The organism is Streptomyces lacaronensis (genome assembly GCF_047337785.1).
GTDB classification, from domain to species: Bacteria; Actinomycetota; Actinomycetes; order Streptomycetales; family Streptomycetaceae; genus Streptomyces; species Streptomyces lycopersici.
Genome location: NZ_JBLHDK010000003.1, coordinates 11,379,573 through 11,404,359, shown reverse-complemented (window position 1 = coordinate 11,404,359; position 24,787 = coordinate 11,379,573). Strand labels below are relative to the sequence as shown.

The window sequence follows — 24,787 nt, the reverse complement described above, 5'->3', positions numbered from 1 at the left end:
CGGGGTTGTTCCCGGCGGATGGAACGATGCACGGCAGTAGCCACATCGGAGGTATAACCATTGCGGAGTGGTCAGTTGACGAGCCGATGGAAGGGGACGGGTGCGATACCGGGTCCTGGGGGCGCTTGAGCTGCGCACCGGCGAGGGGTGGGCCTCCCTGGGGCCGGCCAAGTGGCGGACGCTGCTCGCGGTGCTGCTGTGCCACGCCAACCAGACCGTCTCCACCGAACGGCTCCTGGACGAGCTCTGGGGCGAGGACCGGGCGCCCCAGAGCGCCACCAAGCTGCTGCAGACCTATGTCTCCCGGCTCCGCCAGACCCTGGGCGACGAGGCCGGGCAGACCCTGATCACCGAGAAGCAGGGCTACAAGGCACAGGGCTACCGGCTGGCGGTGGAGGCCGCCGAGTTCGACGCCCACCGCTTCGAGCAACTGGTCGAGGAGGGGCGGCGGGCGCTCGACCGGGAGGCGCCCGAGACGGCGGCGGAGCGGCTGCGCGAGGCGCTGGCGATGTGGCGCGGCACCCCGTTCGCCGATGTGCCCCCGGCCCCGGCGGTGACGGCGGAGGCCACCCGGCTCGAGGAGTGCCGGCTACAGGCCGTGGACGCCCGGATCGACGCGGACCTGCGGTGCGGGCGCCATACGGCCGTCCTGGGTGAGCTGGAGGCGCTGACCGCCGAGTATCCGTTCCGCGAGGAGTTGCGCGGCCGGCTGATGCTGGCGCTGTACCGGTCCGGGCGGCAGGCCGATGCCCTGGCCGCCTTTCGCGATCTGCACCGGCTGCTGAGCGAGGAGCTGGGGGTCGAGCCGACTCCGCCGCTGTGCGACCTCCACGAGCGGATCCTGAACGCCGACGCCTCCCTGATGGCCGCGCCCGCCCCGGAGGCGGACCGGCCCGACCCCGCCGCCGCTGCCCGTAAGGCCCACCGGGGACCCCGCCAACTGCCGCCCGCCAGCCCCGCGTTCACCGGGCGCCACGGCGAGATCGCGGTGATCCAGGCGCTGATGGACGCGGCCGGGGACCCGGAGGCGGGCGAGGGCGGCCGGTCGGTGGTGCTCGCGGCCATCGACGGCACCGGCGGGGTCGGCAAGTCGACCCTGGCCATCCACGCCGCTCACCAGCTCGCCGACCGCTTCCCCGACGGGCAGCTCTACGTGGATCTGTACGGGGCCACCGCCGGACAGTCGGCCCTGGACCCCGGTGAGGTGCTCGGCCGGTTCCTGCGCGCCCTCGGCGTGGACGGCTCCAACGTGCCGAGCGACGCCGACGAGGCGTCCGCGCAGTTCCGTTCGCTGGCGGCGGGCCGGAGACTGCTGGTGATCCTCGACAACGCCGCCGGTGTGGACCAGGTGCGGCCGCTGATCCCCGCCGGGCCGGGCTGCGCCGCCCTGGTCACCAGCCGGGAGATGCTGACCACCCTGGAGGGCGCCACCCATCTGCATCTGGACGTGCTCCCGCAGGACCAGGCGGTGGCGCTGCTGGAGCGGGTCGTGGGCGCGGAGCGGGTGCGGGCCGAGCCGGCGGAGGCGGAGGAGATCACCCGGCTGTGCGGCTGGCTGCCGCTGGCGCTGCGGATCGCCGGTGCCCGGCTGGCCGCCCGCCCCGCGTGGCCGCTGCGCACCCTCGTGACCAAGCTGACCGACGCCCGGGGCCGACTGGACGAGCTGCGCTTCGGCGATCTGGCCGTCCGTGTCAGCTTCCAGGTGAGCTACGAGGGCTTCCTGCTCGGCCGTCGCTCCGACGACCTGGACGCGGTCCGCGCCTTCCGGCTGCTCAGCGTGGTGCACGGGCACGACGTGAGCCTGCCGGTGGCCGCCGCGCTGCTGGACCTGCCCGCCGACCGCACCGAGAACGCGCTGGAGCGGCTGGTCGACGCCCAGCTCCTGGAGAGCCGGGACTCCGTCCGCTACCACATGCACGATCTGCTGCGGCTGTTCGCGTCGGAGCAGGCGGAGGAGGAGCCCGAGGTGGAGCGCACGGCGGCGCTGGAGCGGGCGCTGACCTGCTACGCGGCCACCGCCCAGCAGGCGGTCACCCTGCTCGACCCGCTCCGCCCCTGGCCCCGGCACCCGGCCGAGGGCCCGGCGGTGCCGCTGGGCGGCCAGGACGAGGCGGAGAGCTGGCTGAAGGACGAGCTGCCCAATCTGCTGGCCGCCGTCGCCCACGCGGCCGAGCCCGCCCAGCCCGAGGCGATCGCGCGCCTGGGGCTGCGGCTGGTGCGGGCGCTCCAGTGGTTCCTCTTCCCCCGGGCCCACGCCCAGGATCTCCAGACGATCAACGAGCTGGCCGTCGAGACCGCGCGCCGCCTGGGCGACCCGGAGAGCGAGGCGTGGGCGCTGGACGGCCTCTCCGCCGCGTACTGGCTGCAGCACAGCTATGACCAGGTACGGACCACCCTGGAGTCGGCGCTGGAGATCTGGCGCGAACTGGACCATCGGGAGGGCGAGTTGCGCACCGCGTGCAATCTCGCGGACGCGCTGTGCGAACTGGGCCTGTACGAGGAGGCCATCACGGTGCAGGAGCGGCAGCTCACCCTCGCCCGGGAGGCCGGGGATCTGCCGGCCGAGGTGATCGGCCTGGGCAACCTCGGCCGGGCCCACCGGGGCCTGGGCCGCCCCGAGGACGCCCTGACCTGTTTCAAGGAGAGCCTGGAGTACGCCCGCCGCACGGGCAACATCCACCATGAGGGCTTCGCCCTCTACGAGATCGGGATCACCTATATGGAGCAGGGCAGGTTCCCCGAGGGCCGGGCCCATATGGACCAGGCCCTGCCGGTGTGGAAGCGCCCCGGTACGTACGAGAGTTGGCGCGGGCACACCTGGAGCGGGCTCTTCCCCGCCTGTATGACCCTGCAGATCGGCCCCGGCCCGCGCTGAGGCGGGTCCGGCGCGTACGTGGAGTAAAGGGCCTGGGGGGCTATGACTTGCGGGCCACCCCGCCGTAGGCCCACACCCGGCTCGGGTCGGACTCGGCGCCGATGCCCGGACGCCACGAGGGCAGTTGCACCAGGCCCGGGGCGAGCAGGTCGAGCCCGGCGAAGAACTCCATGATCCCGGCATGGTCGCGGGCGACCAGGGACACCGGGTCCTCGAAGCTGATGACCCCCCAGTCCCGGTCGGTGTCGAGCGTGAAGTCACCGGTGGTGTGGGAGAGAACCAGACAGCTGCCCGGCGCGGCCCAGTCCATGAGCCGGCGGACGATGCCGACGGGGTTCGCCAGGTCCTCGATGTAGTCGAGGACGAGCGTCAGCAGGACGGCGACCGGCTGTGCGGGGTCGAGCAGCCGCCGCAGCTCCTCATGGCCCAGGAGGTCCTCGGGCGAGCGGATGTCGGCCTTGACCATCGTGGTGCCGGAGACGGAGAGCCGGGCCTGGCCGTGGCTCGCCACAATGGGGTCGTTGTCGGCGTAGACCACCCGGGCCCGGGGATTCACGGCCTGGGCGATTTCATGCACGTTCGGGGTCGCCGGCAATCCCGCGCCGATATCCAGGAATTGGCTGATTCCATTGGCGGCGAGATGACGGACGGCGCGGTGCAGAAATCTCCGATTGGAGAGCGCGGTATCGCGGACTTCCGGTGCGACACCGAGAAATCGCTGAGCCTGCTCGTAATCGGCGAGGTAATTGTCCTTGCCGCCGACGAGATAGTTGTAGACCCGGGCCGGGTTCGCCTCGCTGACCGCAAGACGTCCGTGGTCGGCCGGCCGCCACTCCCTCGTCCTGAGCCCGATGCCGGGTCCGCTGCTCTTCATCGTGATTCCCTTACCACTAGCACTGCCTCGCCTCACCGCCGACGGTTCCGGATCACTGCGGGTGCGGAGCCGCGCCCGGACGCCACGTGACCGTCTTCCTCGGCCCCGGTTCGGCCCAGGCGACCGGATCCCGCGCCCACAGGTGGAAGGGCTGGTCGACATCCGCGGACACCCGGCTGAGCTGGCCCCAGGAGTACGCCCCGGAGTGGGCCGCGGTGGCCTGGAGTGCCGCTTCGAGGCAGGCACGGGCGGTGCGTTCGGCCCGGCAGGTGCCGCTCGGGCCGGACCCCTCCACCCCGCCGCAGAGCTGAAAGGTGCTCCAGGCGTAGAGGGGTTCGTCCTCGACATGAGGCTGATGCTGCTGGTCGACGTTCACAGGCCCTCTCCAGACGCGTCCCCACCGGGCGGCTGTAGCGATGCGTCCAGCATGGAAGAGGGCGGATCAGCGGCGGTATACCGGCGGTAAAGCGACGGCCGCGGCGGCTCGACCGGGTCCGCCCCGGTCGGGGTCCCGCTGCGGCCGCGTCGCGTTCCGCGTTGGAAAAGCCCTGGTCACACGCCATATGGCGGCATGGGGCGCGCCCAGGGCCGCCCGGTCACCCGGCGAGCCAGGCCAGAACCTCCCGGTTGACCCGCTCGGGCCGCTCCAGGTGGAGGAAGTGCCCGGCGCCGTCGACCAGTTCCATCCGCGAGCCGGCGGGCAGGTGGTCCGGGGCCCCCTGGACGACATCGGCGCCGATGCAGCCGTCGTCGGTACCGTGCAGATAGAGGATGGGGACCTCCCCGGTCCGGGTGACGGCCTCCTGCTCGGCCGCGTACGCCTCCACATGGCGCGACGGGTCGAACAGCGCCCGGTAGTAGCCGATCGCGGCGGCGAGGTGGGCCGGGTCCCGCAGGCTCTCCTTGACGTGCGCGATGTCCTCGGCGGCGTCCTTGTACCCGGGCGACCAGTCGCGCCACAGACCGTCGATCAGGGCCATGTCGTGCGCCGCCGCCCCGGCCTCGGCCAGCGGCGTCTGGAACAGGAAGATGTAGAAGGAGCGCTTGAACTGGCCGTAGTCATAGTTGAAGAAGTCGGCCAGCACCCCGCCCAGCGGGGGCACCGACATCGTGACCGCGCGCCGCCAGCGCTCGAGGGCGCTGCCGGTGGCGCCGTACGCGGCGATGGCGCCCCAGTCGTGGCCGATGAGCACGGCGTCGCCGTCACCGCCGAACGCCTCGTGGAGCGCGTTGGCGTCCGCGGCGATCGCACCCACCTGGTAGGCGCCGTCGGCGGGTACGCCGCTGGGCGCGTAGCCCCTCATGAAGGGCGCCACCGCGTGGTAGCCCGCGTCCGCGAGCGCGGGAAGCAGATGGCGCCAGGAGTGCGCGGAGTCCGGGAAACCGTGCAAGCAGAGCGCCAATGGGGCGTCGGCCGGGCCCGCTTCGAAATACCCGAAATCAAGTCCATTTGCGTTGATGTTCTTCAGCTCTGTCACGCCCGAGGATGCTAATGCACCGTCAGGACGCCGTCCATGTATGGCCGGAACGGGCTGCGCACCGGGCCGGGGAAGTGGCAGACTGCGCTATACCGTCCGGAAATTCGATGACGCACCGCGTGTTTTCGCCGGCCGAGCCCCAGGGAGGCCCGATGACCAGCCCGAGCAGCCCCGTCGCGGACCACCGCGATGCGATGATGCACCGCGGATTCCTCTACCGCGACGAGGAGGAAGTGGTCGATATCTGCGTCCCGTTCCTCCGCGAAGGCCTGGAGGCGGACGACGCCGTGGCCGTCGTCGCGGCCACCTCCAACATCGACGCGCTGCGGGACGCGCTCGGGCAGGATGCCAAGGCGGTGCAGTTCGAGGAGGCGCTCAGCTGGTACCAGCACCCGGTCAAGACCATCGCCGCCTATGACTCCTTCGTGAGGGCCGAGAAGCCGCGCCGGGTCCGGGTGATCGCCGAACCGGTGTGGCAGGGCCGCACCCCGCTCGAGGTGGTGGAGTGGGCGCGTTACGAGTCGATCGTCAACGCGGCCTTCGCCCACTCCGGCGCCCGCGCCATCTGCTGCTACGACCGGCGTCTGCTGCACCCCGAGATCCTCGCCTACGCGCGCCAGACCCACCCCGAGATCATCGACGGCCACGGGCCGGAGAAGAGCGACGCCTATACCGACCCCGGCCCGTTCAGCGCCACCTGCGACCGGCGCCCCCTGCCGTCCGCCCCGCGCACGGCCGAGTCCGTGTCGATCGTCTCGACCGATCTGGACGCCGTGCGCACCTTCGTGGCCGAGCGGGCGAGCCGGCACGGCATGGGCCATGACGCGCTGCGCAACATGGTCGCGGCCGTGAGCGAGGTGTCCACCACCGCGATCCGGCACGGCGGGGCCCCGGCGCGGCTGAGCACCTGGGTCCACGACGGCGATCTGGTCTGCGAGATCTCCGGGCCCGGCCACTGGTACCCGGACGCGCTGTGGGGCTTCGCCCCGCCGGCCGACTCCGAGCCCGGGTTCGGGCTGTGGGGCGTCCGCATGCTGTGCGACGTGGTGCAGATGCAGGCCGACGCGGACGGCACCCTCATCCGGCTGCGCACCCGGATCTGAGGTCCCGGAGGGCTGGGCTGATGGCCGGGGTCAGATGACTCAGGTGACGGTGACGGCCCCGGCGCGGACGGCGAAGGCGATGTAGCCGAGGGAGAGGGGCAGGACGGCAGGACACCCACCCAACGGCCGGATGCGACCCGAGCGGCCGCCCCGGCCGGATGCGGCCGGGGCGGTGCGGAGCGACACTGGCGGGGAGGGCCACAGCCGTGATGCGGAGTGTGCGTATGGATGGGCTGCCATCCGTCAGGGAGAGCACGCGATGAACACGCCCCACCGGCGCCGGGGCGCCCAGGGCACCCCGAGGGTGCGGCGGGACCTGCCCACCCGCATCGACGCCACCGGCACCCGGCGGGAGACGGACGCGCTGGGGACCGTCGAGGTCCCGGCCGACCGGTACTGGGGCGCCCAGACCCAGCGGGCCCTGGTCCACTTCGCGATCGGTGACGACCGCATGCCCAAGGCGGTCTACCACGCGTACGGCTATGTGAAGAAGGCCGCCGCGCTGGTCAACGGCCGGGAGGGGCGGCTGGCGGGGTGGCAGGCGGATCTGATCGCGCATGTGGCCGACGAGGTGGTCTCCGGCGCGCTGGACGACCACTTCCCGCTGTATGTGTGGCAGGCCGGCTCCGGCACCCAGACCAACATGAACGTCAACGAGGTCATCAGCAATCGCGCGATCCAGCTGGTCGGCGGCGTCGTGGGCAGCAAGGAGCCGGTGCACCCCAATGACCACGTCAATCTGGGCCAGTCCTCCAACGACACCTTCCCCACGGCCATGCACATCGCCGCGGTGCGCGTCCTGCACGACCCGCTGCTGCCGCAGGTCAGCCTGCTCCAGGAGGCCATCGCCGCCAAGTCCCGGACCTGGTACGACATCGTCAAGACCGGCCGCACCCACCTGCGGGACGCGGTGCCCCTCTCCGTGGGGCAGGAGTGGTCCGGCTACGCCGCCCAGCTCTCCGACGCGCTGGAGCGGCTGCGGGCCACGCTGCCGGATCTGTACCAGCTCGCCATCGGTGGCACGGCGGTCGGCACCGGTCTGGGCGCCCCCGAGGGCTTCGGACCGGCGGTGGCCCGGGAGATCGCCGTGGCCACCGGCCATCCGTTCAAGGTGGCGTCCAACTTCTTCGCGGCGCAGAGCGGTGTGGACACCATGGTGGCCGCCTCCGCCGGGCTGCGGGGGCTCGCCGTCCCCCTGATGAAGATCGCCGACGATATCCGCTGGCTCGCCTCCGGCCCGCACGGCGGGATCGGGGAGCTGACGCTGCCCGCGAACGAGCCCGGCAGCTCCAGCATGCCCGGCAAGGTCAACCCGACGCAGTGCGAGGCCATGATGATGGTGTGCGTCCAGGTCCTCTCCGACGACGCCGCCGTGGCACACGCGGGCACCCGGGGCAACTTCCAGCTCAACGCGGCACGACCGCTGGTCATCAGTGGCTTCCTGCACTCCGCCCGCATCCTCGCCGACGCCTGCGAGAAGCTGCGCGCGTACTGCGTCGAGGGCATCGAGCTGAACCGCGAGCGGATCGACGAGTATCTGGCCCGCTCGCTGATGCTGGTCACCGCGCTGTCCCCGCGGATCGGCCACGACAAGGCCGCCGAGATCGCCCGTAAGGCCGCCGCCGAGGGAACGACCCTGCGCGAGGCGGCCATCGCCAGCGGCCACATAGGCGCCGAGGACTTCGACCGGATCGTGGACCCCCGGAAGATGGCCCGCCTGCGCGACGGCTGAGCTCATCGGCGTACCCCGTGCTCGGCCAGCGGCCCCACCTCCAGCCCCGCGGCCCGGCACTCCGCCACCACAGCGGGCAGCGCGGCCAGTGTGGCGCGCCAGCAGCCCGTGGCCGCGGCGCGGTCGGTGTCGTGCAGCAGAACGGTGGCCCCGCCGCGCAGATCGCGCCGTACGGCGGCGGTCACCGACCCCGGGGTGGCGTCCTCGGTCCAGTCGCGCCCCCAGGCCGACCAGAGGACCGGGGTGAGTCCGGCCCGGGCCGCCGCCAGCCAGCGGCCGCCGGTGAGGATGCCGTAGGGCGGCCGGTACCACCGCGGCACCGCGCCGGTGGCCAGCCGGATCGCTCGGGCGGCCCGGGCCACCTCGTGGGCGTCCCGGGACACCGTGGGCAGCCAGGGGCGGCTGTGGGTCCAGCCGTGGACGGCGAGTTCATGGCCCCGGCGGACGATCTCCAGGGTGGTGTGCGGGAAGCGCGTCACGCCGTCCCCCAGGACGAAGAAGGTGGCGTGGACACCGAGCGCGTCGAGCACCTGGAGGAAGCGCGGGGTGGTGCGTGGATCGGGACCGTCGTCGAAGGTGAGGGCCACATGGTCACGCCGGCCACGGCCCGCCAGGGCGGGGAACAGGGCGCGCCGGGGCCCGGACAGCCAGGTACCGGCGGGTGCGATGTGCGCGGCCGCCACGAGCAGCGCGGCGTTGCGCACCAGGACACCGGAGGGGTGGCGCACGCTCATGGTGTTCCCTCGCCGCCGGGTCCGCTCCGCCCGCCGGGGAGTGGTGTGCCGGTGTTCCGCGGCGGTTCGGGGACGGCCTGGTCCCAGGCGCCGGACATGGCGGGCGAGCGCGTCAGGCCCACGATTCCCGCCGCCATCAGCAGGATCCCGGCCATTTCGGGCACGATGCGCAGCCCCAGCTCGACGCGCTCGCCGAACAGCACCCAGCCCAGCGCGATGCTGACCAGGGCGTCGCCGAGGGTGAGCGCGGGCTGCGAGGCGGCCAGGGTGCCCGCGCGCAGGGTGCTCTGCAGCAGCAGGAAGCTCAGCAGTCCCACGGCGCACACCGCGTACAGCGGCCAGTCGGTGAGCACCGCCACCACCCCACCGGCGAACCGCCCGGTCAGCTCCTTGATCAGCGCCGCGGTGCAGGCGAAGCAGGCGGCGGTGGCGCTGCCCAGGGCGACGGCGCGCGCGGCCCCGCGCAGCACCCGGGCCACCGCGATCAGGGCGCCCACGACGATGGCCACCACCACTCCCACGGGCATCCAGCGGCCGCCCAGTGCCGTGGGCGAGCCGCTGGAGGGGTCGGCCGCCACCAGGAAGAGCGCGAGCCCGGCGGCGAGCATCACGAACGACAGCCAGGTCCGGCCGTCCGGGCGGTGGCGGAACACCACACTGCCGACCACCAGGGTGAACAGCAGCTCGCTGACCAGCAGCGGCTGGACCACCGAGAGCCGCCCGACCGCCAGCGCGCCCACCTGTGCCACCGCCGACACGATCATCGCCGCGAGACCGGCCAGCCAGAACGGGCGGCGCAGCAGCCGCGCCAGCCGCAGCAGGTTCCGCACCGGCCCGCCGTCGCCCCCCTCCTCCCGGGCCTGATCCATCGCGGCCCGCCGCTGCAGTACCGAGGCCGCGCCGTTGCCCAGGGCGGACAGCAGGGCCAGTACGACGGTCAGGGCGCTCACCGGGGATCACCCGAAGCGTGTGGCCAACCGGTGGTACAGCCGGGGGGTCAGGGCCCGGACCACCGCCGGCAGCCGCATCCAGGCCGGTACGTACACCTCGTCCCGCCCGTGCTCGACCGCGTCCCAGACCGCGTCGGCGATCCGCTCGGGCGGCAGCGGACGGGGCAGCCGACGGGTGTACGGGGCGCCGCGCCGGGCGAAGAACGGGGTGTCCACCACACCGGGGACCACATGGGTGACGCGCACACCGGCCCGGCCCAGCTCGTGGCGCAGGGCGTCGGCGAAGACGCCGAGCGCGGCCTTGGCCGCGGAGTACACCGCCTCGCCGCGCACCCCGACGGTCCCGGCCACCGAGCCGATCAGCACGATGTGCCCGCGCCGCTCGGCCTCCATCCGGGGGACGACCATGCGGACCAGGCGCATCGCGGCGAGCAGATCGACGCGTACCACCTGGTCGATGGCGGCGGGCGGCATGGTGGCGAAGGGTCCCGCCCAGCCCACGCCCGCCCCCGCGACCAGCAGATCCACCCGTCCGGCGGCATGGAGAGCGTCCCTGACAAGCGCCTCCGGGCCCTCCGGCGCGGCCAGATCGACGGGGAGGGCGAGGGCCGACGTCCTGGCGGCCACACGGTCGAGCCGTTCCCGGTGGCGGCCGCTGACCAGCAGCCGCCATCCGCCCTCGGCCGCGATCCGGTCGGCGATGGCGGCCCCGATGCCCGAGGAGGCGCCGGTCACCAGCGCGACCCTCGTCCCGGTGTCTGCCGGATGCCCGGTGTCCCGCACCCGGCCGCGATCCAGGGGTGTGTCCGGGAGGGGGCGGATCATGGCATCTCCCTGTCTCGCCGCCGACCGGCCGCTGGTCCTGGGTCCCCGGCCGTCGAGCGCGCGGTTTGACGGCATGCGGAGCGGATACCTCCAGTGAGCCATGAGGAGCCGCGCCTCGCACCATCGGAGGTGGTCATGCACCCGCTGCCGGCACGCTTTCTCGTTGTCAGCGCCGGGATGGGAGCCGGACATGACGCGGTCGCCGCCGAGCTGGTCCGCAGGCTGGAGGACCGTGGTCAGGGGGCCGGCCGGGTGGATGTGCTGGAGTTGTTGCCGCACCGGACCGGGGCGGGGCTGCGTTCGTTCTATCGGACGACCATCCGCCGCGCCCCGGTGCTGTACGAGGGCGTCTACCGGGCGTTCTTCCGCCCCGGCAGGGGCCCCCGGCCGGGCAGCGCCCCGCTGGCCGCGCTCGCCGAGGACCGGCTGCTGGCGCTGGTGGAGCGGGAGCGGCCGGACGTCGTCGTCCCGGTGTTCCATCTGGCCGCGCAGCTGACCGGCAGGCTGCGGGCGCGCGGGGCACTGGGGGTGCCCAGCGCGGTGGTGGTGACCGATTTCGCGGTGCACCGCCAGTGGCTGCACCCGGGCAACGATCTGCATCTGTGTGTCACACCGGACGCCGCGGACACGGTGCGTCGGGCGCTGGGCCGCCCGTCGGTGGCCACCGGGCCGGTGGTGGCGGCGCGCTTCTTCGGCCCGGCGCGGGGGGCGGCGCGGTGGCGACGGCGCTTGGGCGCGCTCGCGCCCGGGCGGCCGCCGGTGCTGCTGTCCGTGGGGGCGTGGGGCGCGGGCACACGCGTGGCGGACACCGCACGGCTGGTGTCGGGGGCGGGGTATCTGCCGGTGGTACTGTGCGGTCGGGACGAGCGGCTGCGCGCCGAGCTGTCGCGCCACCCGGAGGTGGCGGCCCTCGGCTGGGAGCCGGACATGCCGGGTCTGCTGGCCGCCGTACGGGCAGTGGTGGACAACGCGGCCGGTCAGACCGCGCTGGAGGCGCTGGCCACCGGGGTGCCCGTGATCGGCTACCGCCCCATCCCGGGCCATGGCCGCGAGGGCGTCCGGCGGATGGCCGCGCTGGGGCTCTCGGACCACGCGCGGGACTCGTGGGAGCTGGTGCGGCTGCTCGACGCGCTCACCGAGCCCTCCGCGTGGCGGGAGCGCCGTGTAGCGGCGGGCCGCGGGCTGTTCGCCGACGACGCAGCCGTCCGGCTGACCGACGCGGTCGCGGGAACGGCCGCGGGGTGAGCCGCCCGGACGGCCGCGGGGTGAGTCGATCGGACGGCCGCGAGGTGAATTTCCGCGCGCCCGATGCCGTCCGTGCCGACCGTCCGACGGCGAGTGGTGGCATGCTCGGCCCCGACCCATCCGATCTCGGGAACGCCGCGTGGAGCACCGCCTCCGCGCGGGAGTTGTCCCCGTGCGGTCCCGCGGGAGTTCCCGAACGACTGACGGAGGCACCGCCCGATGGGAAGTCATCTCTTCGCCGAGCTGGCCCGGCGCACCCTGGACGACGCGCGCCACGAAGTGGAGGTCTACGGACAGGAGATCCCCGAGTACCGGTTCGTGGAGCACGACGGCCGGCGACGAGCCGAGGCGCTGGACTACGCGGTCTGGCTCAGACGCCGCACCCTGGACTTAGCCCCCGAGGGAACCCCCCTCACCCAGGAGGACCTCGACCACATAGCGTCGATGGGCGCGTCGCGGGCCAGGACGGGGATGTCCGCCGCGTCCCGGCGGCGGGTCCTCGGTCTGCACACCAACCTCATGCTCCGGGAGATCCAGGAGGCGTCCGGCACGGAGAACACCGATGAACTGATGCGGGTCATGGTCTGGTTCACCACGCAGGGCACCCGCGGCATCGACGCCTACACCCGCGGCCACGCGGCCGAGCAGAAGCGCCGCCTCCCCTTCGTCGCCCGGGTGCGCGCCCTCACCACGGCCCTTCTCGCCGACGACTCACTGGCCCCGGGCCTCGCCCGCGCCGTCGGCATGAGCCCGGCCGCGTCGTACGAGGTGGTGGTCGTCCGCGTCCCCGGACGTCCGGCCCCGGCCGCCGGAGGGCGCGAGGCGATCGTCGAGGCCCTCCTGACCCGCCACCGGATGCCGATCGCCTGGCCCAGGGCGGAGGAGCTGGTGGCCCTGGTGCCCGCCGGTCAGGACCGCGCCCCTGATACGGCCGGGCCGACAGGCGACCGGGCGGCGCGGGACCGGGCGCTCGCCTTCGTGCGCGACGCGGGCGAGGCGGTGGCGCGGCCCTGTGCGGTCGGCACCAGTAGGGGCGGTGTCCGCGCGCTGGCCGATGCGTACGCCCGTGCCCGGCGCATCAGTCTGGCGGCTCCGCTCCAGCCCGTGCCCCGCCGCCCGCACACCCTGGCCGATGTCTTCGTCGAACTGGCCGTCGCCGAGGACCGCGACATCGACGGCTGGCTGTCCGGCATGGCCCGGACCCTCGCCCGCGGACCCGAGCTGCTCGCCACCCTGGAGACGTACTACGCCCATGACATGCACCGCAGGAACACCGCCGCCGCGCTGAACATCCATCCGCGGACCCTGGACTACCGTCTCCAGCGGGTGCGCCGGCTCACCGACGTCGACCCGGGATCCGCCCGTGGCGTCCGCATTCTGAGCACCGTGGTCGCCAGGGCCGCCTCCGGCGCCTGGATGGCATGAGGCAGGCGCGTTGACGGGACGTAGGCCGCCCGGGAATCCCCCGGCGGCCTACGAGCCCCCCGTTATCTTCTTCGTGGTCCTGCAAGGGGACCGCTGGCCTCCGGGCCCGGCATGACTGTTCCCCCCTGTCGAAGGGATGACCTGGGGGGTGGTGTCACCGGACCCGAGGGGTGCCGTTGGAGACGCTGATGAGAGGTCCGACTACCGCCCGGCCTGGCGCAACGCCAGGCCGCTTGCGGGCGGCAGGTCTGCATAACGTGGATGCGCGCGTACGGCCCCGAAGCCCTGGCCAGCACCGCACGAACCCCGCTTTGGGAGGATGGGTTGGACGACATCGACGACGTGGGCGTCTTCCTCGGCCTGGACGTCGGCAAGAGCGCCCACCACGGGCACGGCCTCACCCCGGCCGGCAAGAAGGTCTTCGACAAGCAGCTGCCCAACAGCGAGCCCAAGCTGCGGGCCGTCTTCGACAAGCTGGCCGCGAAGTTCGGCACCGTGCTGGTGATCGTGGACCAGCCCGCCTCGATCGGAGCCCTGCCCCTGACGGTCGCCCGGGACACCGGCTGCCAGGTCGCCTACCTGCCGGGCCTGTCCATGCGGCGAATCGCCGACCTCTACCCGGGAGAGGCAAAGACCGACGCCAAGGACGCCGCGGTGATCGCGGACGCAGCCCGCACCATGCCGCACACCCTGCGCTCGCTTCAGGTGACCGACGAGATCACCGCCGAACTGACCGTGCTGGTCGGCTTCGACCAGGACCTGGCAGCCGAGGCCACCCGCACCTCCAACCGGATACGCGGCCTGCTCACCCAGTTCCACCCCAGCCTGGAGCGCGTCCTCGGACCCCGCCTGGACCACCATGCTGTGACCTGGCTGCTGGAACGCTACGGATCCCCGTCCGCCCTGCGAAAGGCCGGTCGACGCAGACTGATCGAGGTGATCCGGCCCAAGGCCCCACGCATGGCCCAGCGCCTGATCGACGAAGTCTTCGACGCACTCGACGAGCAGACCGTCACCGTCCCCGGCACGGGCACCCTCGACGTCGTGATCCCCTCGCTGGCCCGCTCGCTCGCCGCCGTTCACGAACAGCGGCAAGCTCTGGAAGCGCAGATTGCGGCCCTCCTGGAGGAGCACCCTCTTTCCCAGGTCCTGACCTCGATGCCGGGGGTCGCGGTCAGGACCGCCGCCACCTTGCTGGTCACCGTCGGCGACGGCACCAGCTTCCCCACCGCCGCCCACCTGGCCTCCTACGCCGGCCTCGCCCCGACAACGAAGTCGTCGGGCACCTCGATCCACGGCGAACACGCGCCCAGAGGCGGCAACCGACAGCTCAAACGGGCCATGTTCCTGTCCGCGTTCGCCGCCCTGCACGATCCCGCCTCCCGTTCCTACTACGACCGGTGCCGGGCCCGAGGAAAGACCCACACACAAGCCCTCCTCCGCCTGGCCCGCCACCGCATCAGCGTGCTGTTCGCCATGCTCCGCGACGGCACCTTCTACGAACCCAGAACCCCCCGCCTCGCTTGACGAAAGACATAGAGGCACCCCCCCGCGGCCGCCCCCGCGGCCGCCCGTCCTCAGAGCTCGCAGTTGATCTCGACCTCGGCGTCACACCGGTCGATCCCCGGGCCGCCGTTGGCCACGTCGTAGCCGGGACCGCCGATCAGGGTGTCGTTGCCGGAGTGGGACGCGTTGTCGGGGCTGTCGCCGAAGAGGTAGTCGTTGCCGGTGCCCCCCGTGATGTTGTCGTTGCCGTTCTGGCCGCTCACGCCGAAGTACGTCCCCACCGACACATTGGTCGGGTCGCTGGGGTTGAAGTTGTCCGAGCCGTCACCGAGGCAGACCACGGCGGAGGTGCTGATCAGGTCGGAGAAGACCCAGTCGTCCCCGGAGAAGGCGTTGACGACGCTGCCCGGTGTGCCCCAGATGGCATTGGCGTTCTTGTCCCCCTCGATGGTGGCGGTGAGCGGGACGCCGGTCTTGGGGTCGGTGCAGGTGGTCGCCGTCGACACCTTTGCCGGGGCCGCCGCCTGAGCGGCCCCGCCGGTGCTGAGGGCGGCACCGGTGAGGGCCGCGGTACAGGCCAGCAGCGCGGTGACGCGTCTGCTTCCGTGTCGGGTCATGCGGTGTTCCTCCTCGGAAGGGATGCGGAGTGACGCCGCACAGCCTTCCGCCCGGCCACCCGGCGCGTCTTCGTGAACCAGGGAGAAAACATCCGCCCGCCACGGGCACGGCACTGTCAATCCGCGCAACCGGCCCCGGGACCTACGGGGTCTCCGGCGGTCTTTCCCCACCCCGCCCTTTCCCGCGGCATCGATATGCGGCTCCGCCGCGTGGCAGGGTTCCGCCCCCTGGACCCCGGGGCCCAGGGGCGGAGCCCCGGCCCGGGGTCTGGGGCGGAGCCCCGGCCCGGGGTCTGGGGCGGAGCCCCGGCCCGGGGTCTGGGGCGGAGCCCCGGCCCGGGGTCTGGGGCGGAGCCCCGGCCCGGGGTCTGGGGCGGAGCCCCGGCCCGGGGTCTGGGGCGGAGCCCCGGCCCGGGGTCTGGGGCGGAGCCTCAGTATCGGGAAGGGGCGGGGAGGGGAGCAGCCCGCCGCAGGCCTCACGATCCGCCGGAAACCCCTGGCCCCTAGCCCGCCTTCTTGACGAACTCAGTCGTGTAGGTCTTCTTCAGATCCACCGTGGCGTTCTTCAGATTGGGGTTGAACGCCTTGAGCACGCGCTCGACAGTCGCCGGGCCGTCCGCCGGCATCACCCCGTCCTTGGTGAACATCGGCAGGGTGCTCTTGATGGCCTCCGCGTAAAGCTTGGCGCCGCCCTGCGCGTAGTCGCTCGGCATCTTGGCGGCGATGTCCTCGGCCGAGTGGGTGGACATCCACTTGAGGGTCTTCACGAAGGCGTTGGCCAGCTTCTGGACCGTGTCCTTGTGGCCGTTCACCCAGTCGGCGTTCATGTACAGCGAGGAGGAGGGGTACAGGCCCCCGAGGGCCTGCTTGGAGCCCTCCGGTGTGCGCATGTCGATCAGGACCTTGCCGATCTTCTGCTCGACGATCTGGGCGACCGTCGGATCGGTGGTCATACCGCCCTGGATGGAACCCTGCTTGAGGGCCGAGATGAAGGTCTGCCCCGCGCCGACCGCCACCGGGGTGAACTCGCTGGTCTTCACTCCGCTGTCGACCGCGAGGTACTTGGTCAGGAAGTCCGTGGAGGAGCCCAGCCCGGTGACACCGAGCTTCTTGCCCTTGAAGTCCTCGGGCGACTTCAGCTCGCCCGCCGCCTTGTTGGAGACCACCTCGACCTCCCCGGGGGCCTGGGCGAGCTGGACGACGGACTCCACCTGCTTGCCCTTGACCTGCAGATCGAGGGTGTGGTCGTAGAAGCCGACGACGCCCTGGACATCGCCCGCGACCAGCGAGGTGGTGGCCTGCACCCCGGCGGGCTCGGTGAGCAGCTGGACCTTGAGGCCCTCCGCCTTGAAGTAGCCGAGCCGCTGGGTGAGCATCGCGGGCATGTAGATGACCTTGTCCAGGCCACCCACCATGATCTTGACCTTGCCGTCCTCGCCGCCGGAGGCGCTGGAGTCGCCGCCGCAGGCGGTGAGGGTGGTGAGAGCGAGCGCCGCGGCGACGGCGGCCGCGGAGAACTTGGCACTGCTGCGCATGAGGTCACGTCCTTGTGAGCGGTGATGAGCGGGGAGAAGGAGGGCGGGGCTGAAGCGGGAGCCGGGAAGGGGGAGGCGGGGCTGAAGGCGGGACCCCGGAAGGCTGAAGCGGGACCCCGGAAGAGGGAGGCGGGGCTCAGCGGTCCTCGCCGGGCTGGGCGGGCTTCCAGCGGAAGAGCCGCTTCTCCAGGAAGGTCAGCAGCCCCTCGGCGAGCAGGGCCACCACGGCGAGGATCACCATCGCGGCGTACACACCGGCGGCGTTGAAGGTGCCCTGCGAGGAGGACACCAGCAGGCCGAGCCCCTTGGTGGCACCGATGTACTCGCCGACGATGGCGCCGATGAGGGCGAAGCCGAAGCTGACATGGAGGCTGGTGAAGATCCATGAGGTTGCGGAGGGAATCACCACTTGGAGGGTGACCTGGCGGTTGCTCGCGCCGAGGATCCGGGAGTTGGCCACCAGATTGCGGTCGACCTCCCGGGCGCCCTGGAAGGCGTTGAAGAAGACGGGGAAGAAGACCAGGACGACGGCCGAGGCCACCTTGGAGGCCGGACCGAGGCCGAACCAGATGAGGAAGATGGGCGCGAGGACGATGCGCGGCAGCGCGTTGAGCACCTTGATGTACGGGCCGAGCACATCGGCGAGGAAGGCGATCCGGCCGAACGCGATCCCCAGGACCACACCGGCCACGACGCCGATGCCCCAGCCCAGGAGCGCCTCGTAGAGCGTGTACCAGATCTGCTCCCACAGTGAGCCCTGCGCGGTGCCGTGCAGCGCCCACTGCTTGAGCTGCTCCCAGATCTTCGAGGGCATCGAGAAGTTGAAGGGGTCGATGACGGAGGCGCGGGCCAGCCATTCCCACAGCCCGATGACACCGAGGAGCACCAGGGCCCGGGTGGACTGGACGAGGATGGCGCGGTTGCGGGCGGCGCGCGCCCGGGCCCTGGAACGTTCGGTACCGGGTGTCTTGCCGACGGCGGGGGCGGCCGTGGCGGAGATGGTCTCAGGCATCGACGGCACCCCTCTCGCGGGTGATGCGGACCTCTTCGCCGAGCGAGGACCAGATCTCCCGGTAGATCTCCACGAACCGCGGCTCCAGCCGCACCGACTCCACCTTGCGGGGCCGGGGCAGGTCGATCTCGAAGACCTCCTTGACGGTGGCCGGTCCGGCCGTCATCACCACGACCTTGTCGGCCAAGGCGATGGACTCCTCCAGGTCGTGGGTGACGAAGACGACGCACGCGCCGGTCCCCGCCCACAGCTCCAGGAGTTCGTCCGACATCAGCGCGCGGGTCTGTACGTCGAGCGCCGAGAACGGCTCGTCCATCAGCAGGATCTCGGGGTCGTTGACGAAGGTGGACGCGAGCGCCACGCGCTTGCGCTGGCCGCCCGAGAGCTGGTGGGGATAGCGGTCCTCGAAGGAGGAGAGGCCGACCCGGGCCAGCCACTCACGGGCCCGCTCCTTCGCCTCCGCCTTGGGCACACCGCGGAAGCGCGGACCGGCCATCACATTCGACAGCACGCTGCGCCAGGGGAAAACCGCGTCCTGCTGGAAGACGAAGCCCACGTTGGAGGCGATGCCACGGACCGGCTCACCGGCCACCAGCACATCGCCCTCAGTGGGCTCCTCCAACCCGCTGACCAGCGTCAGTGTCGTGGACTTGCCGCAGCCGGTGGGTCCGACGACGGCGACGAACTCACCGTGCCCGACGGTCAGGTCCAGATCCCTCACCGCGGTGTGGAGGGCCCCGGACGGTGTCCGGAACGCCTTGCTCGTTCCCCGCAGCTCGATGGCGGGGCTGGTGTGGCTGCTCATGGCCGGGAGGGTAGGAGTGACCCGCGCCACAGCGGCAGTCTTGTGAGCACAACGCGCCCTTGCGCTCACAAACCGCGTTCTGCTCGTTTTGCTCGCGCCCGCGCAACGAAAACGCTACGGAGACTGGGCATACGCCCCGGGCGCCTTTACGGTGCCTTCACAGCACCATAAACGGACGAAGTACTACCGCTCGCGTACGGGACCACACGGGACCTCGAGACGGGAGACAGGGGGCCCATCATGCGTATCCGATGGCCCCGGCGTGTCTCCGGTCAGGTGCTCGCCGCGCAGCTGTCCATCACCGCCGGGGTGATGGTGCTGGCGACCGCGCTCTTCCTGGCCCCGCTCAGCTCCGAGATCGACAACCAGGCGATGCACCAGGCGCTCGCCATCGCCCAGACCACCGCGGCCGATCCGGACATCGCCCGCGACCTCGCCGCCACCAAGCCCACCCCGTCGGGTCCGGTGCAGCGGGCGGCGGAGCGGATCCGCCGGTCCACCGGGGCGCTGTACATCGTGGTGATGGACTCCCGGGGGGTGCGCTGGTCGCACACCACCACCGCCCGGATCGGCGAACACGTCTCCACCGATCCGCGCGAGGCCCTCTCCGGCCGGGAGGTCCTCCAGATCGACGTGGGGACGCTCGGCCGCTCGGCCCGCGCCAAGGTGCCGCTGCGGGCCGAGGACGGCCGGATCATCGGGGCGGTGTCGGTGGGCATCGGCTACGGCAGCGTGCGCGACCAGCTGCTGGCGGCGGTGCCCCGGCTGCTGCTGTACGCGGGAGCGGCGCTCGCGGTGGGTGTCCTCGCGGCGATCGCCGTCTCGCGCCAACTGCGCCGCCGTACCCACGGTGTGGCGTTCGCCGACATCTCGGCGCTGCTCGACGAGCGGGAGGCGATGCTGCACGGCATCCGCGAAGGGGTGGTGGCCTTCGACCGGCAGGGCCGGATCCGCCTGGTCAACGACGAGGCCGGACGGCTGCTGGGGATCCACCCGGACGCCACCGGCCGCACCCTGGAGGAGTCACTGCCCCCGGGCCGTACCACCGATGTGCTGGCGGGGCGGGTGGACGGGGCGGATCTGCTGACCGTCAGCGGCGGCCGGGTGCTGGTGGCCAATCGCATGCCGACCAAGGACGGCGGGGCGGTGGCGACACTGCGGGACCGCACCGAGCTGGAGTTGCTGGGCCGCGAGCTGGACAGCACGCGCGGGCTGCTGGACGCGCTGCGCGCCCAGGACCACGAACACGCCAACCGACTGCACACCCTGCTGGGGCTGCTGGAGCTCGGACTGCACGAGCGGGCGGCGCAGTTCGTGGCCGAGCTGACCAACGCCCGGCGCGCCTCGGCCGAGCAGATCTCCGAACGGGTGCACGATCCGATGCTGTCGGCGCTGCTGGTCGGCAAGTCGGCCATCGTGGCCGAGCGCGGGGTCGCCCTGCGCATCTCCCCCGCGACGCTGCTGCCGGGGCGGGTGGTCGATCCGCGCGATCTGGCGACCGTGCTCGGCAACCTCATCGACAACGCGCTGGACGCGGTGGCCGCACACCGCTCGCCCACTCCGCTGATCGAGGTCGAGCTCAGGGCCGAGGGCACCACCGCCGTGCTGCGGGTGAGCGACACCGGTCCGGGGGTGCCACCCGGGATGCGCGAACAAATCTTCACCGAGGGCTGGTCCACCAAGCGGCCCGCCCCTCCCGGCTCCCCGGACGGCCCCGAAGCCCACGACGGGTCCGCCGCGGTGTCGCCGCGCGGCCGGGGCATCGGGCTGGCCCTGGTACGGCGGCTGGCCGAGCGATACGGAGGAATGGCCCGGGTCACCGCCCGGGCGGGTGGCGGGGCGGTGTTCACCGTCGTCCTGCCCGAGGCCCTCACCGGGGACGACACACCCACTCATGAGTTCACCGCAGCAGGAGAGTCACGATGATCGACGTTCTTGTCGTGGACGACGACTTCCACGTCGCCGAGATCAACGCTGCGTATGTGGCCCAGGTGCCCGGCTACCGGGTCACCGCCCGCGCCCATACCGCCGCCCAGGCCCTCGCGACCCTCGAACGCACCCCGGTCGACCTCGTCCTGCTCGACCACTACCTGCCGGACGAGACCGGGCTGACCCTGGTGCGCCGGATGCGCCAGCTCGGCCACCACGCCGACGTCATCATGGTGACGGCGGCGTGTGATGTGGCCACCGTGCGGGCCGCCATGCGCCATGGCGCACTCCAGTACCTGGTCAAGCCGTTCAGCTTCGCCGGGCTGCGGGCCAAGCTGGACGGCTACGCGGGACTGCGCCGCACCCTCGAGGGCGTCGGCGGGCGCGGCGAGACCGGTCAGGAGAGGGTGGACCGGATCTTCGGCGCCTTCGCGGCCGCCGACACCTCCGGTCCCGCCCTCCCCAAGGGCCACTCCGCGCCCACCGTCGACCTCATACGCCGGGTCCTGGACCAGGCCGACCACCCGCTCTCCGCCCATGAAGTGGCGGAGCGCACCGGCATCAGCCGCTCCACGGCCCAGCGCTATCTGAAGTACCTCGAGCATGCGGGCCGTATCAGCCTCACGCTCAAGTACGGGGACACCGGCCGTCCCGAACACCGCTACACATGGGTGGCGGTGAACTGACGGCACCCCTCAGCTGGTGGCCGTGGCCTCGTACAGGCCACGGCCGGAGCGCTGGGCCCGGTCCGAGGAGCGCAGCCGCTCGAGGGTGTTGCGCACCGAGTTCACATTGGTGCGGGACTCCTCACGGCCCAGGGCCTCGTTGACCTCGGAGGCCCGCATGGGGCGGCCGGCCTTGCGCAGCGCGGTCAGCACGCTGTCGGCGAGCCCGGTGGAGCGCTCGGAGGTGGTGGCCGTCTCCTTGGTGGCCTTCTCCGCCGGCTTCTCCGCGGCCTTGGTGCTCTTGGCCGTGGCCTTGGTGGCCTTCACCGTGGCCTTGGCGGACTTGGGAGCCTTCGCCGCGGCCTTCGCGGCGGTCTTCTTGGCGGCGGTCTTCTTGGCCGCCGCCTTGGTGCCCCGTCCGGTGGCCGGGGCCTTGCCCGCCTTGCCGCCACTGCGCTGACGGCCGATGGCCGCCTTGCGGGTGGCGGCGGAGGTACGGCCGGTGGTGGCCGTGTCCTCGGCGGACTCCGGCGCGGCGGCCTCGGCCGTGGCCTCGGTGGCCGGTTCCGCGGCCGGCTGGGCCACGGGCTCCGCCACCGGGGCTCCGTTGCCGCCCTGCTCGGGCACCGCGGAGGTGGAGAGGGACTGAAGACTGCTCAGGGCGGTGCTGACCGCCTCCAGCCGCTTGGTGACGGCCTCCAAATCACCCTTGAGTGCCTCCTGTTGCTTCTGCAGCTGAGGGAGTTCGGCCTCCAAGACCTCGATGGTCGAACCGACACTGCTGTCCGCGCTCAACGCGTTCACTTCACTTCGTCCCCTTTCTGGGCGTCTGCGCCCATCGCAGCAGCGATTATGCCTGCTGTCAGTGGTGTGCGGTGCCCTGTGTGCCACTACGCAAAACAACCACACATGTCTCAGCACCCCATGAGAGGCCAACTTTCGGTGAAAAAACACGTCTGTGGCACCGCGCCCGTGCGTCCGATGTCATCCGGAAGGGTGGCGCCGCAAACGCGGTGACGACGTGTCAGGCCCCCGTTTCCGGGGTGCCATCACATGGGTGGTAGAAACACCGTACCTGTCCGAGGAAACCGAGGTAGTCGAGGTAGTCCCATGAAGTTGCGCTGCGCCGTGCTCGACGACTATCAGGACGTGGCGCTGTCGGCGGCCGACTGGTCGGGGGTGCTGGACGCGGTGGACGTGGTGCCAATCCATGAGCACATCGCCGGTGAGGACGCGGTCGCCGAGGCGATCGGGGACTGCGAGATCGTGGTCATCATGCGGGAGCGCACGCCCTTCCCCGCGTCGCTGTTTCCCCGGCTGCCACGGCTGAAGCTGCTGGTCACCACCGGAATGCGCAATGCGTCGGTGGACCTGGAGGCCGCCGCCCGCCATGGCGTCACCGTGTGCGGCACGGGCAGCGGCTCGCAACCGCCCGCTGAGCTCACCTGGGCGCTGATCCTGGGGCTCGCCCGCCATCTGGTGCCGGAGAGCACGGCGCTGCGGGACGGCGGACCGTGGCAGAGCACCGTCGGCACCGAGCTGTACGGCCGCCGTCTGGGGCTGCTGGGGCTCGGCAGGATCGGCGCCCAGGTGGCGCGGGTCGGCCGGGCCTTCGGCATGGAGGTGGCGGCCTGGAGCGAGAACCTGACGGCCGGGCGCGCGGAGGCGGAGGAGGTCCGGGCGGCGGACTCGAAGGAGGAGCTGCTGGAGACCAGCGACATCGTCTCGGTGCATCTGGTGCTCAGCGACCGCACCCGGGGGCTGCTGGGCGCGCCGGAGCTGAGGCGGATGCGTCCCACGGCACTCCTGGTGAACACCTCCCGCGCCGCCATCGTGGACCAGACCGCGCTCGCGCAGGCGCTGCGGGACGGCTGGATCGCGGGCGCGGGCGTCGATGTGTTCGAGCGGGAGCCGCTGCCGCCGGGCGATCCGTTCCGTACGCTGCCCAATCTGCTGGCCACCCCGCATCTCGGCTATGTCACCCGGGGCAACTACGAGCGGTTCTACGGCGATGTGGTGGAGGACATCAGCGCCTACCTTCAGGGCGCGCCGATCCGCCGTCTGAGCCCGCCCGGACCAGTCGGCTGACTCGACCCCGAGGAGCGCCAAGGGGACGTATTCCAGAACGTGTTGGAGCCGGTCGGCGACCTCGCCGACCTTGTACGAACGTCCCGTACCCAGCCACTGTGCGCCTGCCCGGCCTGAAAGCGACGCATGCCCTCCGCCCGGTGGACACTATTCCGTTTCGCCTTCGTCATACCGGACAGGCTGCCTGGCACGGACAACCCATCGGCCCGCACAACAGACCGGTGCCCGGTCCATCGGCCCGGCACCGCGGACGGAGGGAACGTGGCTCACAGCACATCCGGAAAGCCGACGGCCGACGGGGCATCGGCCGGGCAGGACGCCCTACGGCACGGCGACGGCGGCGGGTCGGGGTCCCCGCCACCGAGCCGGCGCGGCATGCTCTCGGTGGCCGCGGCGGCCGGGCTCGGCCTGCTCGCCGGCTGCGGCGAGGAGTCGGCCGGCTCCACCTCCGGAGCGGACCCGCAGGGGTCCACGAAGGCGCGGCGCTCCCCGTCCGCCACGCCGTCCAAGCCCTCTCCCTCCCCCACTCCGAAACCGCGGCCCGAGCTGCCGCGGGGCGGCCGGGAGCTGTCCCGCTACCGGCTGGTGGGCTACTGCGGGCTGCCCGGGGCCGCCGCGCTCGGCCGGCTCGGCGTCGGGGACCTCGACGACCGGGTGCGACAGATCGAGAAGACCGCCCGTGCCTACGCCGCGGACCGTGAACCACAGCCGGTGCTCGAACTCCTCGCGACCGTCGCCAACAGCACCGCGGGCCCCGACGGCACCTACCGCTCACGCACCTCCTCCGACACGATCCGCCGCTTCCACGACGCGGCCAAGCGCCACCGCGCCCTGCTGCTGCTGAACATCCAGCCGGGCCGGGCCTCGGTCCTCGGCGAGGTCAAGGCGCTGCGCGAATGGCTGGTACACCCCGATGTCGGCATAGCCCTGGACCCCGAGTGGGAGATGGGTCCGGGTGAGGTGCCGGGAGACACCTACGGCCACACCAGCGGCAAGGAGCTCACCGATGTGGCCCGCTATCTGTCCGGGCTCGTCGACGAACACGATCTGCCGCAGAAGCCGCTCGTCTTCCACCAGGTGGCCGTGTCCGTCGTCAGCGACCAGTCCGGCTTGCGCCCACAGCCCGGGGTGGTGTTCATCAAGAGCGCGGACGGCATAGGTTCGCCGGGGATGAAGCGGGACACCTGGCGGCAGCTGGTCAGGAATCAGCCCGAGGGCGTGCGCACCGGCTTCAAGCTCTTCTACGAGGAGGACACCGAGGGGAGTCGGCTGATGACCCCGGAGGAGGTGCTGGCCCTGCGGCCACGCCCGGACTACGTCATGTTCGAGTGACCGCGGTGGCCCGCGCCAGGAATCCGGCGGCCCGCGTCACGCACGCGGCCGCCCCCG

22 protein-coding genes are annotated in these 24,787 nt (G+C 72.2%); 10 read left to right on the top strand and 12 right to left on the bottom strand.

The features are described from left to right. Window positions 1–100 precede the first annotated feature (100 nt). Entirely contained in the window at window positions 101–2,875 is a 2,775-nt protein-coding gene (locus ACMTAK_RS48870; protein ID WP_413812163.1) for an AfsR/SARP family transcriptional regulator, read from the top strand. 40 nt (window positions 2,876–2,915) lie between these two features. Here the strand turns inward: ACMTAK_RS48870 and ACMTAK_RS48865 are convergent, their stop codons facing one another. The 3 genes from ACMTAK_RS48865 to ACMTAK_RS48855 all read right to left on the bottom strand — a co-directional run bounded on the left by ACMTAK_RS48865 (window position 2,916) and on the right by ACMTAK_RS48855 (window position 5,227). After that, a complete protein-coding gene (locus ACMTAK_RS48865; RefSeq protein ID WP_413812162.1) occupies window positions 2,916–3,749 on the bottom strand; it encodes an SAM-dependent methyltransferase in 834 nt (277 codons plus the stop codon). Between the two features lie 52 nt (window positions 3,750–3,801). Then, a complete protein-coding gene (locus ACMTAK_RS48860) occupies window positions 3,802–4,125 on the bottom strand; it encodes a hypothetical protein (protein ID WP_413812161.1) in 324 nt (107 codons plus the stop codon). A gap of 220 nt (window positions 4,126–4,345) precedes the next feature. Then, a complete protein-coding gene (locus ACMTAK_RS48855; protein ID WP_413812160.1) occupies window positions 4,346–5,227 on the bottom strand; it encodes an alpha/beta fold hydrolase in 882 nt (293 codons plus the stop codon). A 152-nt stretch (window positions 5,228–5,379) separates the two neighbouring features. Here ACMTAK_RS48855 and ACMTAK_RS48850 point away from each other — a divergent pair, with 152 nt between their 5' ends. Further along, complete coding sequence (locus ACMTAK_RS48850) at window positions 5,380–6,330, top strand: anti-sigma factor RsbA family regulatory protein (RefSeq protein ID WP_413812159.1); 951 nt, start codon at window positions 5,380–5,382, stop codon at window positions 6,328–6,330. Window positions 6,331–6,369: 39 nt separating this feature from the next. On the opposite strand, the gene ACMTAK_RS48845 is transcribed toward ACMTAK_RS48850, so the two are convergent. After that, window positions 6,370–6,516 carry a hypothetical protein gene (locus tag ACMTAK_RS48845; protein ID WP_413812158.1) on the bottom strand — a complete coding sequence of 49 codons (147 nt, stop codon included), beginning with the start codon at window positions 6,514–6,516 and terminating at the stop codon, window positions 6,370–6,372. Window positions 6,517–6,589: 73 nt separating this feature from the next. On the opposite strand from ACMTAK_RS48845, the gene ACMTAK_RS48840 reads away from it, so the two are divergent. Further along, window positions 6,590–8,062: a class II fumarate hydratase gene (locus ACMTAK_RS48840; protein WP_413812157.1), complete on the top strand. Its 1,473-nt coding sequence runs from the start codon at window positions 6,590–6,592 to the stop codon at window positions 8,060–8,062. A gap of 2 nt (window positions 8,063–8,064) precedes the next feature. Here the strand turns inward: ACMTAK_RS48840 and ACMTAK_RS48835 are convergent, their stop codons facing one another. From ACMTAK_RS48835 to ACMTAK_RS48825, 3 genes are read right to left on the bottom strand one after another with little or no spacing between them, the layout of a single operon-like run. Then, the gene (locus ACMTAK_RS48835; protein WP_413812156.1) at window positions 8,065–8,796 is read right to left on the bottom strand and encodes a polysaccharide deacetylase family protein; all 732 of its coding nucleotides are present in this window, start codon (window positions 8,794–8,796) and stop codon (window positions 8,065–8,067) included. Then, entirely contained in the window at window positions 8,793–9,746 is a 954-nt protein-coding gene (locus ACMTAK_RS48830; RefSeq protein WP_413812155.1) for a DMT family transporter, read from the bottom strand. Before ACMTAK_RS48830 ends, ACMTAK_RS48835 begins: the two co-directional genes overlap by 4 nt. Before the next feature lie 6 nt (window positions 9,747–9,752). Continuing rightward, window positions 9,753–10,571, bottom strand: coding sequence for an SDR family NAD(P)-dependent oxidoreductase (locus ACMTAK_RS48825; RefSeq protein ID WP_413812154.1), 819 nt, complete (start codon window positions 10,569–10,571; stop codon window positions 9,753–9,755). A 135-nt stretch (window positions 10,572–10,706) separates the two neighbouring features. Between ACMTAK_RS48825 and ACMTAK_RS48820 the strand changes: the two genes are divergently transcribed. The 3 genes from ACMTAK_RS48820 (at window position 10,707) to ACMTAK_RS48810 (ending at window position 14,768) form a co-directional block, all read left to right on the top strand. Beyond that, on the top strand, window positions 10,707–11,816 hold the full coding sequence (locus ACMTAK_RS48820; protein WP_413812153.1) for an MGDG synthase family glycosyltransferase: 1,110 nt from the start codon (window positions 10,707–10,709) through the stop codon (window positions 11,814–11,816). Between the two features lie 219 nt (window positions 11,817–12,035). Then, window positions 12,036–13,241, top strand: a complete 1,206-nt coding sequence (locus ACMTAK_RS48815) for a PucR family transcriptional regulator (RefSeq protein WP_413812152.1) — start codon at window positions 12,036–12,038, stop codon at window positions 13,239–13,241. A gap of 324 nt (window positions 13,242–13,565) precedes the next feature. Further along, complete coding sequence (locus ACMTAK_RS48810; RefSeq protein ID WP_413807255.1) at window positions 13,566–14,768, top strand: IS110 family RNA-guided transposase; 1,203 nt, start codon at window positions 13,566–13,568, stop codon at window positions 14,766–14,768. Between the two features lie 50 nt (window positions 14,769–14,818). Here the strand turns inward: ACMTAK_RS48810 and ACMTAK_RS48805 are convergent, their stop codons facing one another. The 4 genes from ACMTAK_RS48805 to ACMTAK_RS48790 all read right to left on the bottom strand — a co-directional run bounded on the left by ACMTAK_RS48805 (window position 14,819) and on the right by ACMTAK_RS48790 (window position 18,716). Next, entirely contained in the window at window positions 14,819–15,364 is a 546-nt protein-coding gene (locus ACMTAK_RS48805) for a calcium-binding protein (RefSeq protein ID WP_413812151.1), read from the bottom strand. Between the two features lie 503 nt (window positions 15,365–15,867). After that, entirely contained in the window at window positions 15,868–16,899 is a 1,032-nt protein-coding gene (locus ACMTAK_RS48800; RefSeq protein WP_413812150.1) for an ABC transporter substrate-binding protein, read from the bottom strand. Between the two features lie 136 nt (window positions 16,900–17,035). After that, complete coding sequence (locus tag ACMTAK_RS48795) at window positions 17,036–17,911, bottom strand: ABC transporter permease (protein WP_086881822.1); 876 nt, start codon at window positions 17,909–17,911, stop codon at window positions 17,036–17,038. Continuing rightward, window positions 17,904–18,716, bottom strand: coding sequence for an ABC transporter ATP-binding protein (locus ACMTAK_RS48790; protein ID WP_044580123.1), 813 nt, complete (start codon window positions 18,714–18,716; stop codon window positions 17,904–17,906). The genes ACMTAK_RS48795 and ACMTAK_RS48790 overlap by 8 nt, the downstream gene beginning before the upstream one ends. A gap of 240 nt (window positions 18,717–18,956) precedes the next feature. On the opposite strand from ACMTAK_RS48790, the gene ACMTAK_RS48785 reads away from it, so the two are divergent. Both ACMTAK_RS48785 and ACMTAK_RS48780 read left to right on the top strand, forming a co-directional pair. Then, window positions 18,957–20,642: a sensor histidine kinase gene (locus tag ACMTAK_RS48785; RefSeq protein WP_413812149.1), complete on the top strand. Its 1,686-nt coding sequence runs from the start codon at window positions 18,957–18,959 to the stop codon at window positions 20,640–20,642. Next, window positions 20,639–21,331, top strand: a complete 693-nt coding sequence (locus ACMTAK_RS48780) for a response regulator (protein WP_413812148.1) — start codon at window positions 20,639–20,641, stop codon at window positions 21,329–21,331. Before ACMTAK_RS48785 ends, ACMTAK_RS48780 begins: the two co-directional genes overlap by 4 nt. A 9-nt stretch (window positions 21,332–21,340) precedes the next feature. Here the strand turns inward: ACMTAK_RS48780 and ACMTAK_RS48775 are convergent, their stop codons facing one another. Next, window positions 21,341–22,114, bottom strand: a complete 774-nt coding sequence (locus ACMTAK_RS48775) for a prephenate dehydrogenase (protein ID WP_413812147.1) — start codon at window positions 22,112–22,114, stop codon at window positions 21,341–21,343. 306 nt (window positions 22,115–22,420) lie between these two features. On the opposite strand from ACMTAK_RS48775, the gene ACMTAK_RS48770 reads away from it, so the two are divergent. Next, complete coding sequence (locus tag ACMTAK_RS48770; protein ID WP_413812146.1) at window positions 22,421–23,398, top strand: D-2-hydroxyacid dehydrogenase family protein; 978 nt, start codon at window positions 22,421–22,423, stop codon at window positions 23,396–23,398. A gap of 261 nt (window positions 23,399–23,659) precedes the next feature. Then, entirely contained in the window at window positions 23,660–24,730 is a 1,071-nt protein-coding gene (locus ACMTAK_RS48765; RefSeq protein WP_413812145.1) for a hypothetical protein, read from the top strand. Window positions 24,731–24,787: the final 57 nt, after the last annotated feature.